Origin of the sequence: Paenibacillus sp. RC334, assembly GCF_030034735.1 — a bacterium.
Lineage (GTDB): Bacteria > Bacillota > Bacilli > Paenibacillales > Paenibacillaceae > Paenibacillus > Paenibacillus terrae_A.
The window spans coordinates 3,363,515-3,378,843 of the sequence record NZ_CP125370.1; the positions used below are offsets into that span (position 1 = coordinate 3,363,515).

17 protein-coding genes and 2 pseudogenes are annotated in these 15,329 nt (G+C 48.9%); all 19 read right to left on the minus strand.

What is annotated here, in order from left to right; translation table 11 throughout:
* Nucleotides 1–10: 10 nt before the first annotated feature.
* On the minus strand, nucleotides 11–868 hold the full coding sequence (folD, locus tag QMK20_RS15440; RefSeq protein ID WP_283652314.1) for a bifunctional methylenetetrahydrofolate dehydrogenase/methenyltetrahydrofolate cyclohydrolase FolD: 858 nt from the start codon (nucleotides 866–868) through the stop codon (nucleotides 11–13).
* 37 nt (nucleotides 869–905) lie between these two features.
* Nucleotides 906–1,355 (minus strand): transcription antitermination factor NusB, encoded by a 450-nt coding sequence (nusB, locus tag QMK20_RS15445; RefSeq protein WP_044647653.1) that lies wholly within the window; start codon nucleotides 1,353–1,355, stop codon nucleotides 906–908.
* A gap of 135 nt (nucleotides 1,356–1,490) precedes the next feature.
* On the minus strand, nucleotides 1,491–1,724 hold the full coding sequence (locus tag QMK20_RS15450) for a DUF2273 domain-containing protein (protein WP_014282226.1): 234 nt from the start codon (nucleotides 1,722–1,724) through the stop codon (nucleotides 1,491–1,493).
* A gap of 15 nt (nucleotides 1,725–1,739) precedes the next feature.
* Nucleotides 1,740–2,280: pseudogene (amaP, locus tag QMK20_RS15455) on the minus strand (alkaline shock response membrane anchor protein AmaP).
* 73 nt (nucleotides 2,281–2,353) lie between these two features.
* Complete coding sequence (locus tag QMK20_RS15460) at nucleotides 2,354–2,767, minus strand: Asp23/Gls24 family envelope stress response protein (protein ID WP_014282228.1); 414 nt, start codon at nucleotides 2,765–2,767, stop codon at nucleotides 2,354–2,356.
* 125 nt (nucleotides 2,768–2,892) lie between these two features.
* Nucleotides 2,893–4,236: an acetyl-CoA carboxylase biotin carboxylase subunit gene (gene accC, locus QMK20_RS15465; RefSeq protein ID WP_137063557.1), complete on the minus strand. Its 1,344-nt coding sequence runs from the start codon at nucleotides 4,234–4,236 to the stop codon at nucleotides 2,893–2,895.
* A gap of 63 nt (nucleotides 4,237–4,299) precedes the next feature.
* Complete coding sequence (accB, locus tag QMK20_RS15470) at nucleotides 4,300–4,791, minus strand: acetyl-CoA carboxylase biotin carboxyl carrier protein (protein WP_283652315.1); 492 nt, start codon at nucleotides 4,789–4,791, stop codon at nucleotides 4,300–4,302.
* Between the two features lie 138 nt (nucleotides 4,792–4,929).
* Complete coding sequence (locus QMK20_RS15475; RefSeq protein WP_283652316.1) at nucleotides 4,930–5,757, minus strand: SpoIIIAH-like family protein; 828 nt, start codon at nucleotides 5,755–5,757, stop codon at nucleotides 4,930–4,932.
* A 59-nt stretch (nucleotides 5,758–5,816) separates the two neighbouring features.
* Nucleotides 5,817–6,459, minus strand: a pseudogene (gene spoIIIAG, locus QMK20_RS15480) (stage III sporulation protein AG).
* A gap of 16 nt (nucleotides 6,460–6,475) precedes the next feature.
* Nucleotides 6,476–7,246 (minus strand): stage III sporulation protein AF, encoded by a 771-nt coding sequence (gene spoIIIAF / locus QMK20_RS15485; RefSeq protein ID WP_283652317.1) that lies wholly within the window; start codon nucleotides 7,244–7,246, stop codon nucleotides 6,476–6,478.
* A 38-nt stretch (nucleotides 7,247–7,284) separates the two neighbouring features.
* On the minus strand, nucleotides 7,285–8,475 hold the full coding sequence (gene spoIIIAE, locus QMK20_RS15490; RefSeq protein ID WP_283652318.1) for a stage III sporulation protein AE: 1,191 nt from the start codon (nucleotides 8,473–8,475) through the stop codon (nucleotides 7,285–7,287).
* A gap of 12 nt (nucleotides 8,476–8,487) precedes the next feature.
* Nucleotides 8,488–8,877 carry a stage III sporulation protein AD gene (gene spoIIIAD, locus QMK20_RS15495; RefSeq protein ID WP_025683336.1) on the minus strand — a complete coding sequence of 130 codons (390 nt, stop codon included), beginning with the start codon at nucleotides 8,875–8,877 and terminating at the stop codon, nucleotides 8,488–8,490.
* Between the two features lie 8 nt (nucleotides 8,878–8,885).
* Nucleotides 8,886–9,089: a stage III sporulation protein AC gene (gene spoIIIAC, locus QMK20_RS15500; protein WP_010345636.1), complete on the minus strand. Its 204-nt coding sequence runs from the start codon at nucleotides 9,087–9,089 to the stop codon at nucleotides 8,886–8,888.
* A gap of 12 nt (nucleotides 9,090–9,101) precedes the next feature.
* Nucleotides 9,102–9,620, minus strand: a complete 519-nt coding sequence (spoIIIAB, locus tag QMK20_RS15505; RefSeq protein WP_014282236.1) for a stage III sporulation protein SpoIIIAB — start codon at nucleotides 9,618–9,620, stop codon at nucleotides 9,102–9,104.
* Entirely contained in the window at nucleotides 9,613–10,608 is a 996-nt protein-coding gene (gene spoIIIAA, locus QMK20_RS15510) for a stage III sporulation protein AA (protein ID WP_283652319.1), read from the minus strand. The genes spoIIIAB and spoIIIAA overlap by 8 nt, the downstream gene beginning before the upstream one ends.
* 352 nt (nucleotides 10,609–10,960) lie before the next feature.
* On the minus strand, nucleotides 10,961–12,214 hold the full coding sequence (locus QMK20_RS15515) for an aspartate kinase (RefSeq protein ID WP_283652320.1): 1,254 nt from the start codon (nucleotides 12,212–12,214) through the stop codon (nucleotides 10,961–10,963).
* A 201-nt stretch (nucleotides 12,215–12,415) separates the two neighbouring features.
* Nucleotides 12,416–12,973, minus strand: coding sequence for an elongation factor P (gene efp, locus QMK20_RS15520; protein ID WP_044647663.1), 558 nt, complete (start codon nucleotides 12,971–12,973; stop codon nucleotides 12,416–12,418).
* A gap of 33 nt (nucleotides 12,974–13,006) precedes the next feature.
* Entirely contained in the window at nucleotides 13,007–14,080 is a 1,074-nt protein-coding gene (locus QMK20_RS15525) for a M24 family metallopeptidase (RefSeq protein ID WP_283652321.1), read from the minus strand.
* Between the two features lie 81 nt (nucleotides 14,081–14,161).
* On the minus strand, nucleotides 14,162–14,749 hold the full coding sequence (locus QMK20_RS15530) for a YqhR family membrane protein (RefSeq protein WP_283652322.1): 588 nt from the start codon (nucleotides 14,747–14,749) through the stop codon (nucleotides 14,162–14,164).
* Nucleotides 14,750–15,329 lie beyond the last annotated feature (580 nt).

The following is a 15,329-nucleotide window of genomic DNA, read 5'->3' on the forward strand; positions in this document are numbered from 1 at the left end:
ACAACCGCCCTTATGCCAAACCGTGCGACCGCTTGGCCGCTACGAGCGTATTTTGCATCAGCATGGTAATCGTCATTGGACCTACACCGCCGGGAACAGGGGTAATCGGACCACATACTTGCTTCACGCTCTCAAAATCAACGTCACCCGCCAGTTTTCCGCTCTCCAGACGATTCATGCCTACATCAATGACTACCGCTCCAGGCTTCACGAACGAAGCATCAATAAAGTTGGCTTTTCCGATGGCAACCACCAAAATATCCGCTTGCCGACTCAGCTCGGCGATATTCGCCGTACGAGAGTGACACATGGTCACCGTAGCATTTTCGCGCTGCAACAGCAGCGATACCGGCTTGCCCACGATATTACTGCGACCAATGACCACCGCATGCTTACCCGCAATTTCTACCCCCGCACGCTTGATCAGCTCAATGACACCAGCAGGAGTACAAGGCAGGAGACTATCATCACCGATGACCAGATTCCCCACGTTCACCGGATGGAATCCATCCACATCCTTCTCGACTGCAATGGCGTCAATGACTGCTTTTTCATGAATGTGTTTGGGCAACGGAAGCTGTACCAGAATCCCGTGAATATTACTTTGGAGATTCAGCTTGTCCACCAGCTCCAGCAATGCTTCCTGTGAAGTATCCGCTGCCAACCGATGTACCTCGGAATAATAACCGAGATCATGACATGCCTTTTCCTTGTTTCTAACATACACCTGAGAAGCAGGATCTTCACCTACCAGTACGACAGCCAGTCCAGGCTGAAAGTTGTGCTCCTTCAGACGGACAACCTCCTGCTGAATGCTTGCGCGAATATCCTTAGAGATTTGTTTGCCATCAATGATCGGTGCTGACATATTAACCACTCTCCAACCTGAGTAAAATAATCTCAACTTAAAACTGTGCTTTCAGTTGCTCCAGCTCTTGTATAATCCGTCCCAGAACACCGTTGACAAATTTACCCGACTCCTCGGTGCCAAAATGCTTGGACAATTCAATCGCTTCATTGACTGCAACTTTAGCTGGAACATCCTCACGGAAAATCATTTCATATGCCGCCAGTCTCAAAATTTGGCGATCCACGCGTGAAAGTCTGCTGATCTGCCAGCCTTTAAGATAATCCACCAGAAGTTTGTCAATCGCTTCCTTGTGTTCCCAGGTACCCCGTACATGCTCCAATACGTAAGCCCTTAACACTGCTGCATTTTTTATGACTACTTCCGCTTCGTTATCCTCTGCCGCTTCCTGGAGCAACATATCTACTGCTGCTGCTGCATCCACTTCATTCATTTCCATATGGTACATGCTTTGTACCGCTATTTCCCTCGCCAGACGTCTTTTCATGCCCTGCCTCCTACGCTTGCCTGTATCTATTTTTTCATTTTAACCAATTCCACAAAAAAACCTGTGAACGCATCCTCCAAAACGTTGGGCGCAAAGAAGCTACAGCTCTATTTTGGAGAAAGCGTATCACAGGGTTCATTTAAAAGGACGCCAACGTTGCGACAGCCAGTCGCTCCATTCCTTCCAAGGGAGGAGGGAACCAAGCGCTGCGTCGCTACGTCTTCCTAGCGTATATCCGATGAACACCATCAATGCAAAGAACAACATATTCCAAAAGCCTGCCCACAAATAAATAAACCCGAAAAAAATGCCGGCCGTAATCCCTGTGATCCGGCCCTTGTAACTTCCCCATATTTCTTTCCAGGGCATCAGGGAAAATCACCTCTATTCCACACGACTCTTAAAGCTTGGTGACTGAGAAACATTGGCGATGTACACAGACACATTGGACACAGGAATTCCCGTAATTTCTTCCACATGGTCGTGTACCCCCTTTTTGTACCTCGGAGGTTAACACCGGAATAGAACTTTCCCCGTCCACAACCGCCCGAATCGTAATATCAAGTCCCGATTCCAGCACGCGAATACGTGCTTTCAAATCCTGTATCCCACGAAATCTGGAGGCCGCTTTGAGACACAGATTTTCGATGGTATCCACTGAAATCTGAATGTCACCGTACTCCGTTCGTTGATCTATAGAATGCTGTACCGTTTGGTTCCGGCGAATGGAGATATAGAAAATCCGGAGACTCAAAAGCAGCAGCACTCCAGCAATAATCAAGCTGGTAAACCACACAATCCGCTCATCCTGAATGCTTAAGGCATACGGAATGGCCCCGCTCAGGAGGAGGATGGCGAGAATGGAAATAATTCCGATACTTAAGCTGTACAAGAACAGCAGAAGTCTGTCCATAACTTTAGCCACGAAACGCACAGCCTCCTTAAATTAGAGTAAACCCTCGACCCTTAAGGGTCGGGGGTTTGTACAAAGTATCGCTCTATTTAACCCGTCCGGCGCCCAGAACTTCCGGCTCTTCTACTTTTTCGGCACTTTTGAATTGAACATCATGAATTTGCACGTTCACTTCAACAACGTTAAGACCTGTCATGGTTTCAATGGAACGCTTAACGTTCTGCTGAATAGCAGCAGCCACCTCAGGCAGACGGTTACCGTACTCAATAATGACAGAGACGTCTACAGCTGCTTCACGCTGTCCGACTTCCACTTTTACACCTTTGGACAAATTTTTGCGGCCCAGTAGTTCGGCAAACCCGCCTGCAAATCCGCCACTCATTCCCGCTACGCCCGGCACCTCAACGGTTGCCAGTCCGGCAATGACTTCAATAACCTCTGGGGCAATCTGAATCTCCCCAATTTCCGTACGCTCGAATTCGGTTGGCACTGTGCTCATACCTTCAACACCTTTCGGTCAAAATAAGTTTCACTTCAGCTTTGGATTTCAAAGCAGACATGCTCACTTATTATCCATACTATATCATTTGGCGTTCATTATGACAAACTAAGGAAATATACCGATTAAACTTCGTTTTCCTCCAAAAATTTAATATCAAAATCGCCCTTGACGAAGGTCGGATGCTCCAACAAACGTTGATGAAAAGAAATCGTTGTCGGTATGCCTTCAATAGCAAATTCGGACAGAGCCCGCTTCATTTTGGCAATCGCTTCCTGACGTGTAGGCGCCCACACAATCAATTTGGCGATCATGGAGTCATAATAAGGAGGAATGCTGTAGCCCGGATAAGCTGCGCTGTCTACGCGTACCCCTGGGCCGCCTGGAGGCAGATAAAATCCGATTTTACCCGGTGCAGGCATAAAATTGCGATCCGGGTCCTCGGCGTTAATACGGCACTCCATCGCCCATCCATTGATGGTGACTTCTTCCTGTGTAAAGGAAAGCGGATGCCCCTCAGCGACCAAAATCATTTCCTTAATCAAATCCACACCGGTAATCATCTCCGTTACGGGATGTTCTACCTGAATACGTGTGTTCATTTCCATAAAATAAAATTGATTATCCGGTCCAAGCAAAAATTCCAGCGTTCCCGCACCGGAATATTGTACAGCCAAAGCCGCACGAACGGCTGCCTGGCCCATTTCTTCACGCACATCCTGCGAAAGTACAGGACACGGCGCTTCCTCCAGCAGCTTCTGACGACGGCGCTGCACAGAGCAGTCCCGTTCGCCCAGATGCGCAACATTGCCGTGCTTGTCCGCTATGATCTGAATCTCCACGTGCTTCATACCGGTCAAATATTTTTCCAGATACACACCTGCGTTACCAAACGCTTTTTGCGCTTCCTGCTGGGCGGTAGTAATTTGTTGAATAAGATTATCCTCATCCTCGGCGATACGGATACCTTTACCGCCGCCACCTGCTGTGGCCTTGATGATTACCGGATAGCCAATATCGCGAGCAATGGTAATGGCATCCTGCAAATCCTCCACCAGCCCGTCCGAACCCGGAATGACCGGAACCCCGGCATCCTTCATCGTCTGCTTGGCAACAGCCTTATCCCCCATTTTGTTAATCGCTTCTGGAGAAGGACCAATAAATGTAATATTGCAAGATTCGCAAATTTCAGCGAAGTCGGCGTTTTCAGCTAAAAATCCGTAACCTGGATGAATCGCATCACATTCAGTCAATGTCGCAACGCTCATCAAGTTCGTAAAATTCAGGTAGCTGTCCTTGGACAGCGTCGGTCCGATACAGTAAGCCTCATCTGCGAGACGCACATGTAACGAATCCTTGTCGGCTTCCGAATATACGGCAACCGTCGAAATATTCATTTCGCGGCAAGCGCGAATGATACGAACCGCAATTTCCCCACGATTCGCAATCAATACTTTTTGAAATGTCATGACTTTATCCTCCCTGGGAGCAGCCTGGCTGAACCCTCAAAACAGAGGGTACAAGCGAGCGTATTACTCCGGTTTCACAAGGAACAATGGCTGGCCATACTCGACCAACTGTCCGTTTTCGGCCAAAATTTCCACAATTTCGCCCTTCACTTCAGCTTCCAGCTCGTTCATCAGCTTCATCGCCTCAATAATACACACCGTTGTTTTCTCGCCTACTTTACTGCCGATACTCACATACGAAGCCGTATCCGGGGATGAAGAACTATAGAAAGTGCCCACCATCGGAGATACGATTTTATGTAGATTGCTTGCATATTCCTTAGTCTCCCCAACAGATGCATGTCCTGCATCGGACTGTGCTTGTGGATTCGGAATAGCAGCTTGTGGTGCCACCGTATAAGTAGGTGCTGCCACAGGAGCCTGTACCGTAACGATCTCGCTTTTGCCCGGTTTACGGATCAACAGGCGAGTTCCTTCATTTTCAATTTCAAGCTCATGTACAGACGTTTCATCCACCAGCTTGATCAATTCCTTAATCTCGCTTAATTTGAACATCTCTATTAATCACTCCTTCAGCATTTTGCCGGTTGCTGATAACATTGTTGAAACAGCTTTATGTATTATATCACAATCATTAAAAATAGAAAGAGCCCGGAAATGTGCAGAAATCCGGGCTTTTTCTCGATTTTTGTCTTATTGTGTAACATACTGGACGCTGATCTTGTCCTGTGTTACGTTCAGTTCTTTCATGACCTTATCGACGATCGTTACCGCTTGCTTGGCATCCAGTTTTTCACTCAGAACCACTACCTTGTATTTATCAGCATCTTCCTCACGAACCACCGCATTGGCGAACTGCTGTTGAAGCTCTTCCTCAATTCCAGTGATTTTCGCCTGTTTGTCTTCCAGCACATGCAATTCTTTTTGTGCTTCTGCGGCTTTCTTGGCAGTGCTATCGTTCATTGCAGTCGTCAGCTCATCATTCTTCTTTTGATTCGCCACATCCCGCTCCAGCAAGTAGTTGTCGATAACAGCAGCGGCCGTTGGCTTCGCGGCTTGTTCCGTTGCCACCTGATCGAGCACCTGCTGGTCCGTTTTCGCAGTGGATGCTGTTTTGTCGTCACTTTTTGCCGCAGTATCCGGCACGGTAGCAGTAGTATTTTGATCCGATTTAGCAGACTCAGTAGCCTGGGCAGCGGCCGTATCTTTATTTTCGCCTGTAGTAGATTCGGTAGCAGGATCCGTTGCGGCAGCCGTGTCCGTCTTCGCGGAAGAGGCAGTTCCTTCTCCGGTTACTTCTCCATTAGTTACCACTTCATTCACTTTCAGCTCGTTTAATTGCTCTTCTGCCTTACCTGTCGCTTCCTGGGCGGTATCCTGCTTAACCTTGCTCACTTGCTCACTGTCCGCCACAGGCGGGTTAGCCGGGCTGGAGTCCTCCGTAAACAGATAGTACGCAGACAGCACGACCATTAAACTCAACATGGACACCAGCCAAACGGTTTGTCTTTTGTTATTCATGTTCCGTCCTCCAATATCATTAAATTAGGATTTCATTTATCCCTGATTAGGATTTCAATCTATCCCTGCTTGCGCGGGACGACTGAAATTTTATAGGAAGGCACATTGAGTCCCTTCTGTACGGCATCCACAATCAACTGCTTCACGGTGGGGTTTTCTGCTCCCATCGCCACCACCAGCACTCCCCTCACCTGCGGCTTTACTTTTTTTGTAACAATCGGGGTGTGCTGACCTCCTGACGATTCATAGGTGACAATCTCTCCATCGCGTGTATATTGAGTGGTATGTCGCTGACCGCCATTGGCATCCGTCTCGTTATTTTCTTCCTGCATATCCTTCACATTACGTTGAACGATGACTTCCTCGGTGGAGTCAACTGTAACCATGACATCGACGGTTCCTACACCAACAATCTGCTCCAGCATCTGCTTCATATTATCTTCGAACACCCTCTCAATTCCGGCAAAGGAACTTTCCTCCCCCCCCCGTTGTCTGAAGTGCGGGTTCATTTTTCATCACTCCAGGCGGCTCCCGCCCCACGTTTTCCGGGTCCACCTTTTTCACATTGACAAACGAGTTAAAAAGCATGATCGCGACCCCGATAAGACCGAGAATAAGCAGCCAGCGAAATGAATTGAACCTTTTGGGCCCGTCTGCCCCCCCGCCCATCCATTGCTCCAGCTTTTTCATCCATTTGCCCATTTCTGCTCACCTCCTGTTACCATTCATGTGTACCGTCCTGCGAAGAAAGTACCTGCACATTTTTGCTGTCGACACCCCATTTTTCGTGCAACAGTCCCGTAATTAAACCGAAAGCTTGCGTATCTGCTGTCTTTTCAACATCAGAGCCTTCCGCATGGTTGTTGGCACCCTCTAACGTTCCCTTCTCTTGGTCCGATGCTTTTACAGGTGTTGGCTCTATGCGGATATTTACTGCTTTTTCAGCGACAGGCTCTACCATAATCGGCTTGGAGTCCAAATCTGGCGGGACATTCGTGTTTTTCTCCTTACGCCCAGACTGCTGCTCCGCCAACTTAACCACAACCGACTGAATCCCCGTTCCAGCCTCCAGATCGGACGCTCCCTGCTTCATCTGAGCAAGCGTAACCTGAACCGATTGAATTGCTAACCCGGTACTTTGCTCCAGCTGTCCCTTGATTTCCTTGGCGACCTCTTGGCCAGCCCATTGCATGGAGCTTTGCTCCTGTTGCTGCTTCAACTTGTTGCCTTTTGCCAATATTTCCTCCAATGTTGGTTCGCCCTTACCCGTCTCTGCCTGACGTTGAAGATCAAACGCGCGCCCCAGAAGCTCAGAGGGACTGGTACTCAGCAAACGCACGACCGGAGAGAGCAGCGTCAGTAGAATAAGCAGGCTGAGTACGAGCTTGACATACCTTTCCATGGAACGGCTTGGCAAGATCATATCGATAAAAGAAGCCAGCAGCACAATCAGCACCAGTTCCTTAAGCCAGCCTCCCAGCCAGGTCACGTCACTCCCCTCCCTCCGTTTGATTTCCGATCATTCTCTCACCTCATCATGACTGTCATATTGCCTGCCGCGAGCATGACCGTAATCGCAAGGAAGGACATTAAACCCACTGCCGCCAGCGCTGCGAAGACATAAATCATGCTTTTACCGATTGCGTCCAGGCATTCCACAATAGGCGTATCTCCCAAAGGCTGCATAATTGCTGCTGTGACTTTATAGATCAGGGCCAGCGTTAGAATCTTGAGGGCAGGGAAGGCGCAGAGGAACAAGATAATGATGACTCCCACTAGACCAATGGCATTTTTCACGAGCAACGAAGCCGAAATGACCGTATCTGTCGCATCTGCCAGCGCCTTGCCAACCACCGGAACAAAACTGCCTGTAATATACTTGGCCGTGCGGATCGTTAATCCGTCAGTTACAGACGACGTCAAGCCCTGTACGGAAATGACACCCAGAAAAATGGTCAAAAGCACCCCCAGCACCCCCACTCCGGCGTTACGCAGCAGATCGGCTAACTGGGTCAGCTTGTATTTGCCTGTCAGTGAGTTGACCAGATACAACACCGCCGAGAAGAACAGCAGCGGGAACACCAGCGTATGAATGACCGTCCCGACCGTGTTGATCATAAATACAATCAGCGGGTGGGTGACCGAAACCGTTACGACGTTGCCCATCGAAGCCAGCATGGTAAACAGCAGGGGCAGCATCGCCATCATAAACTGAATCATGCTGTCAATGGCTTCCTTTGCATAACCGATCGCTACACTAAAGCTGTTAATCGCCAGGATGATAATGACCATGTAGACAATGGCGTAGGCGACTTTGCTGACCTGATTACTTTCAAAAGCACTTTGCAGAGTTTCCAGCACCATACTCATAATGCTGAGCATGACAATGGTGACGAGCAGCTTGGCATTCACCCGAATTTCGTGGATGAAAAAGTCGGCTATGGCGCTCAATACACCTTTAATGCTGAACCCTTCACCGCCCGGAAGCAGCATATCCATGAAGGAAGGCGTTTTCTGATCAGGGAAAAATCCGCCATATTGCTGCATCAGCCCGTCCCAATAATGCTCTACCTCATCTTTGGGCATCTGCTCCGCCTGTTGTCTGATCCATTCATTCGCAGGTGTATCTGCAAACATGACCACAGCCGAGGCACACCAGAGACATAGCAGCAAAATGGCAACCACTTTGAGATTCGGCATGCCCTCCAGCCTTTTCATGGCATCACCCCCTCAGGCGGGCATCAGCTTCAGAATCGTGTCAATGATAATGCTGATAATCGGGATCGCCAGCACCATAATGAGCACCTTTCCTGTAAGCTCAATTTTGGAGGCAATCCCGTCTTGTCCCGCATCCCGAACCACCTGCGCTCCAAATTCGGCAATATAAGCGATACCGATAATTTTCAGCACGGTTTTAAAATAAATCATATCCATGCCAGATGACCTTGCCAGACGCTCCAGCACAGCAACTACGGACCCAATCTTGCCAATCAACAGTAAAAAAATGACGATTCCCGCGGCTGTCGCAATCAGAAAAGCAAACATCGGCTTCTGTTCCTTAATGACCAAAATAAGAACTGTGGCAATCAGGGCGAAGCCGACCACCTGAATGATTTCCATGTGTCCACCTACTGAAAAAGAAAGATAGATTTGATCTCTTGCAGAAGGTTATCCAGCATTCGTACCACCATGAACAGCACCACAACAAAGCCGATGACCGTTACCCAGTGGGCCATGTCTTCTTTGCCCATTTGCTTGAGTACGGTATGAATCATGGCGATAATAATGCCAATTCCGGCAATCTGAAAAATAGCGTTCACTTCTAAATTCATTCGAGCACCCCGCTAATAGATCAAAATGACGATCAATGCTCCGATCAGCAGTCCCAGGCTTCTGCTCATGCGCTCGTATCTCACCTGATCCGCCTGCGCCTGCGCTTCCTCATGGGATAGCTGCTGGATGGTTAGCGCAATGTGCTTGATCTGGTCTTCACGGTCGCTGGTTCCGAGACTGTAAGCAAGCTGCCGCATCGCTTCCTTCTCGGCCTGCTGCATACTGGAGCGGCTCCACGAGGCTTCAATCGCTTTATGCAGGCTTTCTCTGGCGGTCAGCCCAAAGGAGGGGTGCATCCAGTGTGAGGCTTGCTTGAACAAGGTTCGCAGCGGCTCCCGCAACGGCTCTCCCGTCTTGGCAAAAGCATCCGGTAGCGGTGACACCCCGTAGGAAACCTCGGTGGTCAGCCTTTGCAGCGCGAGAATCAGCTCTCTGATCTGCCGCGGCCTCAGCGCAAACTGCCTTGCCCGCTGCCAGCCAGCCAGCGTAGCGGCGAGTATAACCAACGCGGCACCCAGCAGCTTAAGCATAAGATATGCCTCCGTTCTGCCCTTCCCCAGACAGTGTCAGCCTGCGCTGTTTGGCATCTGCCAGCCGGAAGGAGACGCCCCGGCTCGTCCGCTCCAGCATGACGTAGAGCTGAAACAGCTCCTGTCCTGTAGTCAATCCGGCAAAAGCAGGCCGGGTCGCCATTTCAGCCACATCACGTCCATGTGCGGAAGCAATGACTGCGATCCCCGCATGAAGCGCTTCACGCACCGCTTCGGCATCCTCAGGTCGGCCGATTTCATCGACGATCAGCACATCTGGCGACATGGAACGAATCATCATCATCATGCCTTCTGCTTTCGGACATCCATCCAATACGTCGGTTCGAGGTCCAACATCAAAACCGGGAATGCCCTTGTGACTGCCGGCAATCTCCGAACGTTCATCTATAATGCCTACTTTGAGCCCGCTTCGACGCCCCCCATTGCTTTCCAGCCCCCCGTAGCTTAGTTGCCGGGCCAAGTCCCTAAGCAGTGTTGTTTTGCCATGCTGAGGCGGGGACAAGATGAGGGTATGAAGGATTTTACCGGATTTTCGATCCGCTACATAAGGCAATATGCGATCAGCTATACCGGGAATCGCCCGGGCAATTCTTACATTAAAGCTGCTTATATCCCTCAAATGCTCCACTCGCCCCCTGCTAAGCACCGTTCTCCCCGCCAACCCGATCCGGTGACCCCCGGGAATGGTAATAAACCCTTTGCGAAGCTCCTCCTCCATGGTGTACAGGGAATGATTGCTGATAAAATCCAGCAAACGGTGGGCATCCTCCCGGTCCGGCTTATAGGCTTCCATATGGTTCAAAGTCAGCCGACCGGCGGACGTTACAAAATGGTGTTCACCATTTGTATTAATTTCCAGCGGCCTTCCTTCCCGGACCCGAATTTCCTCCAGTTGCTTGAATATCGTTTCCGGAAGCTTTCCGAGTATACCGTGCAACGGTTCGGGAAATAACTCCAGCCATTCCATACCGATGCCGCCCCCTCACAGTTGTCCTTTTTCTTTAAGACAAGTCTATGGCCGACTCTCGCTTTTTATGCCGAAAATATATCGAAAACCTAGTCATTGATTTCAAAGCTCCTATCCGCCTTTAACAAACATATTCCCCGCCACCTAAAGCTCCTTCATGGAATCTGCAAAAATCAAAAAAGGCACCCCGAAGCCTTGACGGCTAAGGGATACCCTGGAACAAAAACAATAGATTCACAATAAAAGAGGCTGCCCTTCAGCCCATCACTCGCTGAAAAAACAACCTCTTACCTACCGCTATATTCTATGATTATAAAACTATGAATTTAGGAGGCGCAATATTCCCATTCAATTACCGACGGTCCTGCGGTCCACCTACAAATGCTTGCTCCTCAGTATCCAGATTGTACGCTGTATGCAGCGCCTGAATAACCCCATGGAGTTTGCCAGCCTCGATCACACACGATACCTTGATTTCAGATGTGCTTACCATTTTAATGCTCACGCCTTGTTCTGCCAACACAGCAAACATTTGCGCTGCAACGCCTGGATGGCTGACCATACCTGCACCTACGATGGATACTTTGACGAGGTTTTCTTCAGACGTCACTTCACGGTATGGAAGCTCTGTGCGAATGCCTTCCAACGTCTTCAAAGCTGCTTCGCGATCCGTTAGAGCCACTGTAAAGGAAAAGTCTGCTTTGCCAGCCTCAACACCGCTTTGCACAATAATGTCTACATCAATTTTGGCTCCCGCCAGCGTTCCGAATACTTTCGCCAATACACCAGGAGTATCGACTACGCCCAAAATACTGATTCTTGCTACATTTTTATCATATGCAATCCCACTGACTACTACGCCCTGCTCCATTACTGCATCCTCCTTTACGACCGTTCCTTCATTATGGTTAAAACTGGACCGCACAATCAGCGGTACCCGGTTATGTTTCGCATATTCTACCGCACGCGGATGCAACACTGCCGCACCCAGATTGGCTAATTCCAACATTTCATCATAGGAAATTTCTTTCAGCTTACGGGCAACCTCCACGATCCGTGGATCTGTAGAATATATGCCATCCACATCCGTGTAAATTTCGCAAGCATCCGCCTGGATCGCCGCCGCCAGCGCAACCGCCGTTGTGTCAGAACCACCACGTCCCAGCGTCGTAATATCTCCTTCAGCAGACATCCCCTGGAAACCCGCAACCACGACAATTTTATTACTGCTTAGTGCATCCAGTACCCGCTGAGGTTGGATGTCCGTAATTCTCGCCCGACCGTGCTCGGATTCGGTACGGAAACCAGCCTGCCATCCCGTAAACGATACCGCCTCATGTCCCAACTGCTGAATAGCCATCGACAACAATGCAATCGAAATTTGCTCGCCAGTCGTCATCAGCATATCCAACTCACGTGCAGGCAACTGCTCATTCAGCAATTTGGCCTGGTCGATCAGTTCGTCTGTTGTATCCCCCATCGCAGAAACAACAACTACACATTGATGCCCTTCACTCTGTTTCTCAACAACGCGTTTTGCCACGCGTTTCATGCGCTCCGTATCACCGACGGAACTGCCTCCGAATTTCATGACATACAAAGACAACGATATTCACTCCCTCAGACTCAACAGTATGTAACCTTGAGATGGCACAACCGACTTTGAACGTGACATCCTACGGCATAACTTTAGTACAGTATAATACGAAAGTGCTGTGCGGAGCCAATGTTTTTTAATAACAGTTGTCCATAACAAATAATCCCCTGCCCTTGACAAGGACAGAGGATATAACGAAGCTAGACCATTCTATGCGCGGGAAATGTATTTACCATCGCGTGTATCAATCAGCAGTACATCATCCTGGTTGATAAACAAAGGAACCTGAACATTTAGTCCTGTTTCAACTTTAGCATTTTTGGTAGCACCTGTAGCGGTGTTGCCTTTAATGCCCGGCTCCGTGTCAATAACCTTCAGCTCTACGCTGTTAGGCAGGTTAATCCCGAGAATTTCACCATTATAGCTAATGATGTTTACATTCATGTTTTCTTGCAGGAAGTTAAGTTCCCATTTCAGTTGATCACTGGAAAGATTGAATTGATCGTATGTTTCGTTGTCCATGAATGTATGCTCGTCTGCGCTCGCATAGAGGTAGGACACACCACGGTTTTCAATTTGCGCGCGGCCAATCGTTTCACCCGCACGGAATGTACGTTCAACCGTGTTGCCGTTACGCAGGTTTTTCAGCTTGGAGCGCACGAATGCCGCACCTTTACCTGGTTTTACGTGTTGGAAGTCCAGCACTGTAAAAATATCTCCGTCTACCTCGACGGTCAAGCCTGTTTTGAAATCATTAACGTTAATCACTAAAATACCCCTCCTACAGGACTGTTATCGTTATTAAACGACTGTAAATTCTTTGCTTGAATGTGTTAATACCTTGATGCCGCTATCTGTAATAACGATATCATCCTCGATCCGTACGCCGCCCAATCCAGGTACATAAATACCTGGTTCAACCGTTACAACCATGCCAGGCTCCAAAATATCATCGCTCGCCTTCGACAGACGCGTGGATTCATGGACTTCCAGACCCAAACCATGACCTGTGCTGTGTCCGAAATTGTCTCCATAGCCATGGCTTGCAATAATATCCCGTGTCAGCGCATCCGCTTCTCGGCCCGTCATGCCCGGCTTAATATGTTCCAACGCGTGAAGCTGCGCCTTGAGCACAATATCGTAGATCTCACGTAGCTGCGGCGACAAATCCCCTTGTGTAGCTACTGTACGTGTCAAATCGGAGCAATAGCCATCCAGCAACGCACCGAAATCAAACGTAATCAGTTCGCCCGCTTGTACCAACTTGGAGCTAGCTACACCGTGAGGCAGTGCCGAACGAACCCCGGATGCCACAATCGTGTCAAAGGAGGAAGACGTAGCTCCCTGCTTGCGCATGAAGAATTCCATTTCCAGATCCAGCTCACGCTCGCTGACACCCGGTTTGATGTAAGGCAAAATGTGTGCAAATGTAGCATCTGCCAAATCCGCCGCCCGCTGCATCACTTCCAGTTCTTCCGCATCCTTGTACACCCGTAGCTTTTCTACAATTCCCGATACCGGAATCAATGTAACAGGGGACAAATCTTCACTGTAAGCTTTATGCGTCGCAACAGATACATGATCCTGCTCGAAGCCTGTTTCGCCGATCTGATGGGAGGACAACAGCTCTTTCACCGTTTCCATGACTTGCGCAGCGTGCTGCACCACCGTAAAGCCTGCCGCTTGTTCGGCCGCCTGTGTCATATAACGAAAGTCGGTCAGCAGATAGCTGTGAGATTCCGTAATCAGCACATAACCCGACGAACCAGTGAATCCTGTCAAATATCGGCGGTTGACAGGGCTTGTAATCAATATAGCCCGCAGATCATGCTCGCCCAGCGCCTGCCGCAGCTTTAACACCCGGTCATTCTTCATCTTTCATCCCGCTCCCCTCTGTCAAATAACCAAATGCTATTTTAACACAGGCGATAGCCGCTTGAGAAGTTTTTGTTGTGCTCAGTCCCCAGCTTTCTCAGGCTCGCGCTTTCTCTCGTCCGTATACTCAACAGCAACGGTGTATCCGATAAATAGCCCCCACAGTATAAACACACAAATTTCCGTATAAATGGAGTTCCAGGTTAAACGATAAAGCGGATTCATCATTCCAAGCTTGGGACCTATCAACACGAATAAAATAACCCACCATACCAAGCCGTAAACGATGCCGGGCGCAGGCCCCTTATACCTACGCAACATCAATGTGTACACCAGTGACGCTACAACGGATAATGCGATAAAAAACAATAAACCCACCAGATGTCCCGCCGTTGTTTTCATGAACGAATGTTTAAAAAAAGGCTCTGCCAAAAATGCCGGTGCGACTACCGTAAAATGTAACGTATAAAACAACCAGCGCAGTAATCCCCAGAGCAAGCCTGCAAAAAATCCCAATTCGAGTGCAAAAGGAATAAGCGGCGTATGTATTTTGCCCGACTGCTGTCTTCCTCGACTGCTATTATTGTTATTATGGTCGCGTTGATCCTGAGATTCGCCAGACCGATCCTGATCATGGCCTGCATTGGGTATGGAGTAGGTTTCACTCATGTTGTTTGATCCCCTTTCAAGATGCAAAACTTTTTCCATGCTAAAAGGATGACTTTTATTGGCGCATGAAGAAGGCTGCATTTCCGATGGATTCTTGCATCATTTTGCTGGTAGTATGCTCTGATGGGGATGAGTTTAACACTGAACTTGGTGAGTTGTTGTTACATATGGGGAAGTGCTGCTGGGGTGGTGACTCATTATGTGTGCATATGTGTCCGCTACGAGAACGGATCATTCTTCCGATCGCTGTTGCCTCCAGATTTCTGATTTATACCCTCAAGGGTAGAAATCCGGAGGCAAAGGCGAACGCTACCGCTTCTTCAGAACGATTCCGTCCTCTCCGCTGCTTTTTGTGATTGTGCCACTTTTTTTGCTGTTCAACATCTAACGAACATTAAGAAAGAAACGTATTTACGCTATTGTTCAACAATTCAAAAGCTCTGAAAATAGAATTTGGGAAAATAGCAGCAAAAGCACACATCAAACTAATAACGCGCCTTTTTAGCATTTGAAGTCCAACTTCCCCTCCCCCAACCAAGGCAAATCGAGAGGTGGGCAGCAGCGGAAAGCTCGGATTCGT

Coding starts and splice junctions, on each gene's coding strand:
- spoIIIAB (WP_014282236.1), bottom strand. CDS start 9,620: ATGCTTAAGCTGCTGGGTGCCGCGTTGGTTATACTCGCCGCTACGCTG.
- spoIIIAA (WP_283652319.1), bottom strand. CDS start 10,608: ATGGAATGGCTGGAGTTATTTCCCGAACCGTTGCACGGTATACTCGGA.
- accC (WP_137063557.1), bottom strand. CDS start 4,236: ATGACATTTCAAAAAGTATTGATTGCGAATCGTGGGGAAATTGCGGTT.
- folD (WP_283652314.1), bottom strand. CDS start 868: ATGTCAGCACCGATCATTGATGGCAAACAAATCTCTAAGGATATTCGC.
- QMK20_RS15525 (WP_283652321.1), bottom strand. CDS start 14,080: ATGAAGAATGACCGGGTGTTAAAGCTGCGGCAGGCGCTGGGCGAGCAT.
- QMK20_RS15530 (WP_283652322.1), bottom strand. CDS start 14,749: ATGAGTGAAACCTACTCCATACCCAATGCAGGCCATGATCAGGATCGG.
- QMK20_RS15450 (WP_014282226.1), bottom strand. CDS start 1,724: ATGCCCTGGAAAGAAATATGGGGAAGTTACAAGGGCCGGATCACAGGG.
- spoIIIAD (WP_025683336.1), bottom strand. CDS start 8,877: ATGGAAATCATTCAGGTGGTCGGCTTCGCCCTGATTGCCACAGTTCTT.
- QMK20_RS15475 (WP_283652316.1), bottom strand. CDS start 5,757: ATGAATAACAAAAGACAAACCGTTTGGCTGGTGTCCATGTTGAGTTTA.
- accB (WP_283652315.1), bottom strand. CDS start 4,791: ATGTTCAAATTAAGCGAGATTAAGGAATTGATCAAGCTGGTGGATGAA.
- QMK20_RS15460 (WP_014282228.1), bottom strand. CDS start 2,767: ATGAGCACAGTGCCAACCGAATTCGAGCGTACGGAAATTGGGGAGATT.
- spoIIIAE (WP_283652318.1), bottom strand. CDS start 8,475: ATGAAAAGGCTGGAGGGCATGCCGAATCTCAAAGTGGTTGCCATTTTG.
- spoIIIAC (WP_010345636.1), bottom strand. CDS start 9,089: ATGAATTTAGAAGTGAACGCTATTTTTCAGATTGCCGGAATTGGCATT.
- nusB (WP_044647653.1), bottom strand. CDS start 1,355: ATGAAAAGACGTCTGGCGAGGGAAATAGCGGTACAAAGCATGTACCAT.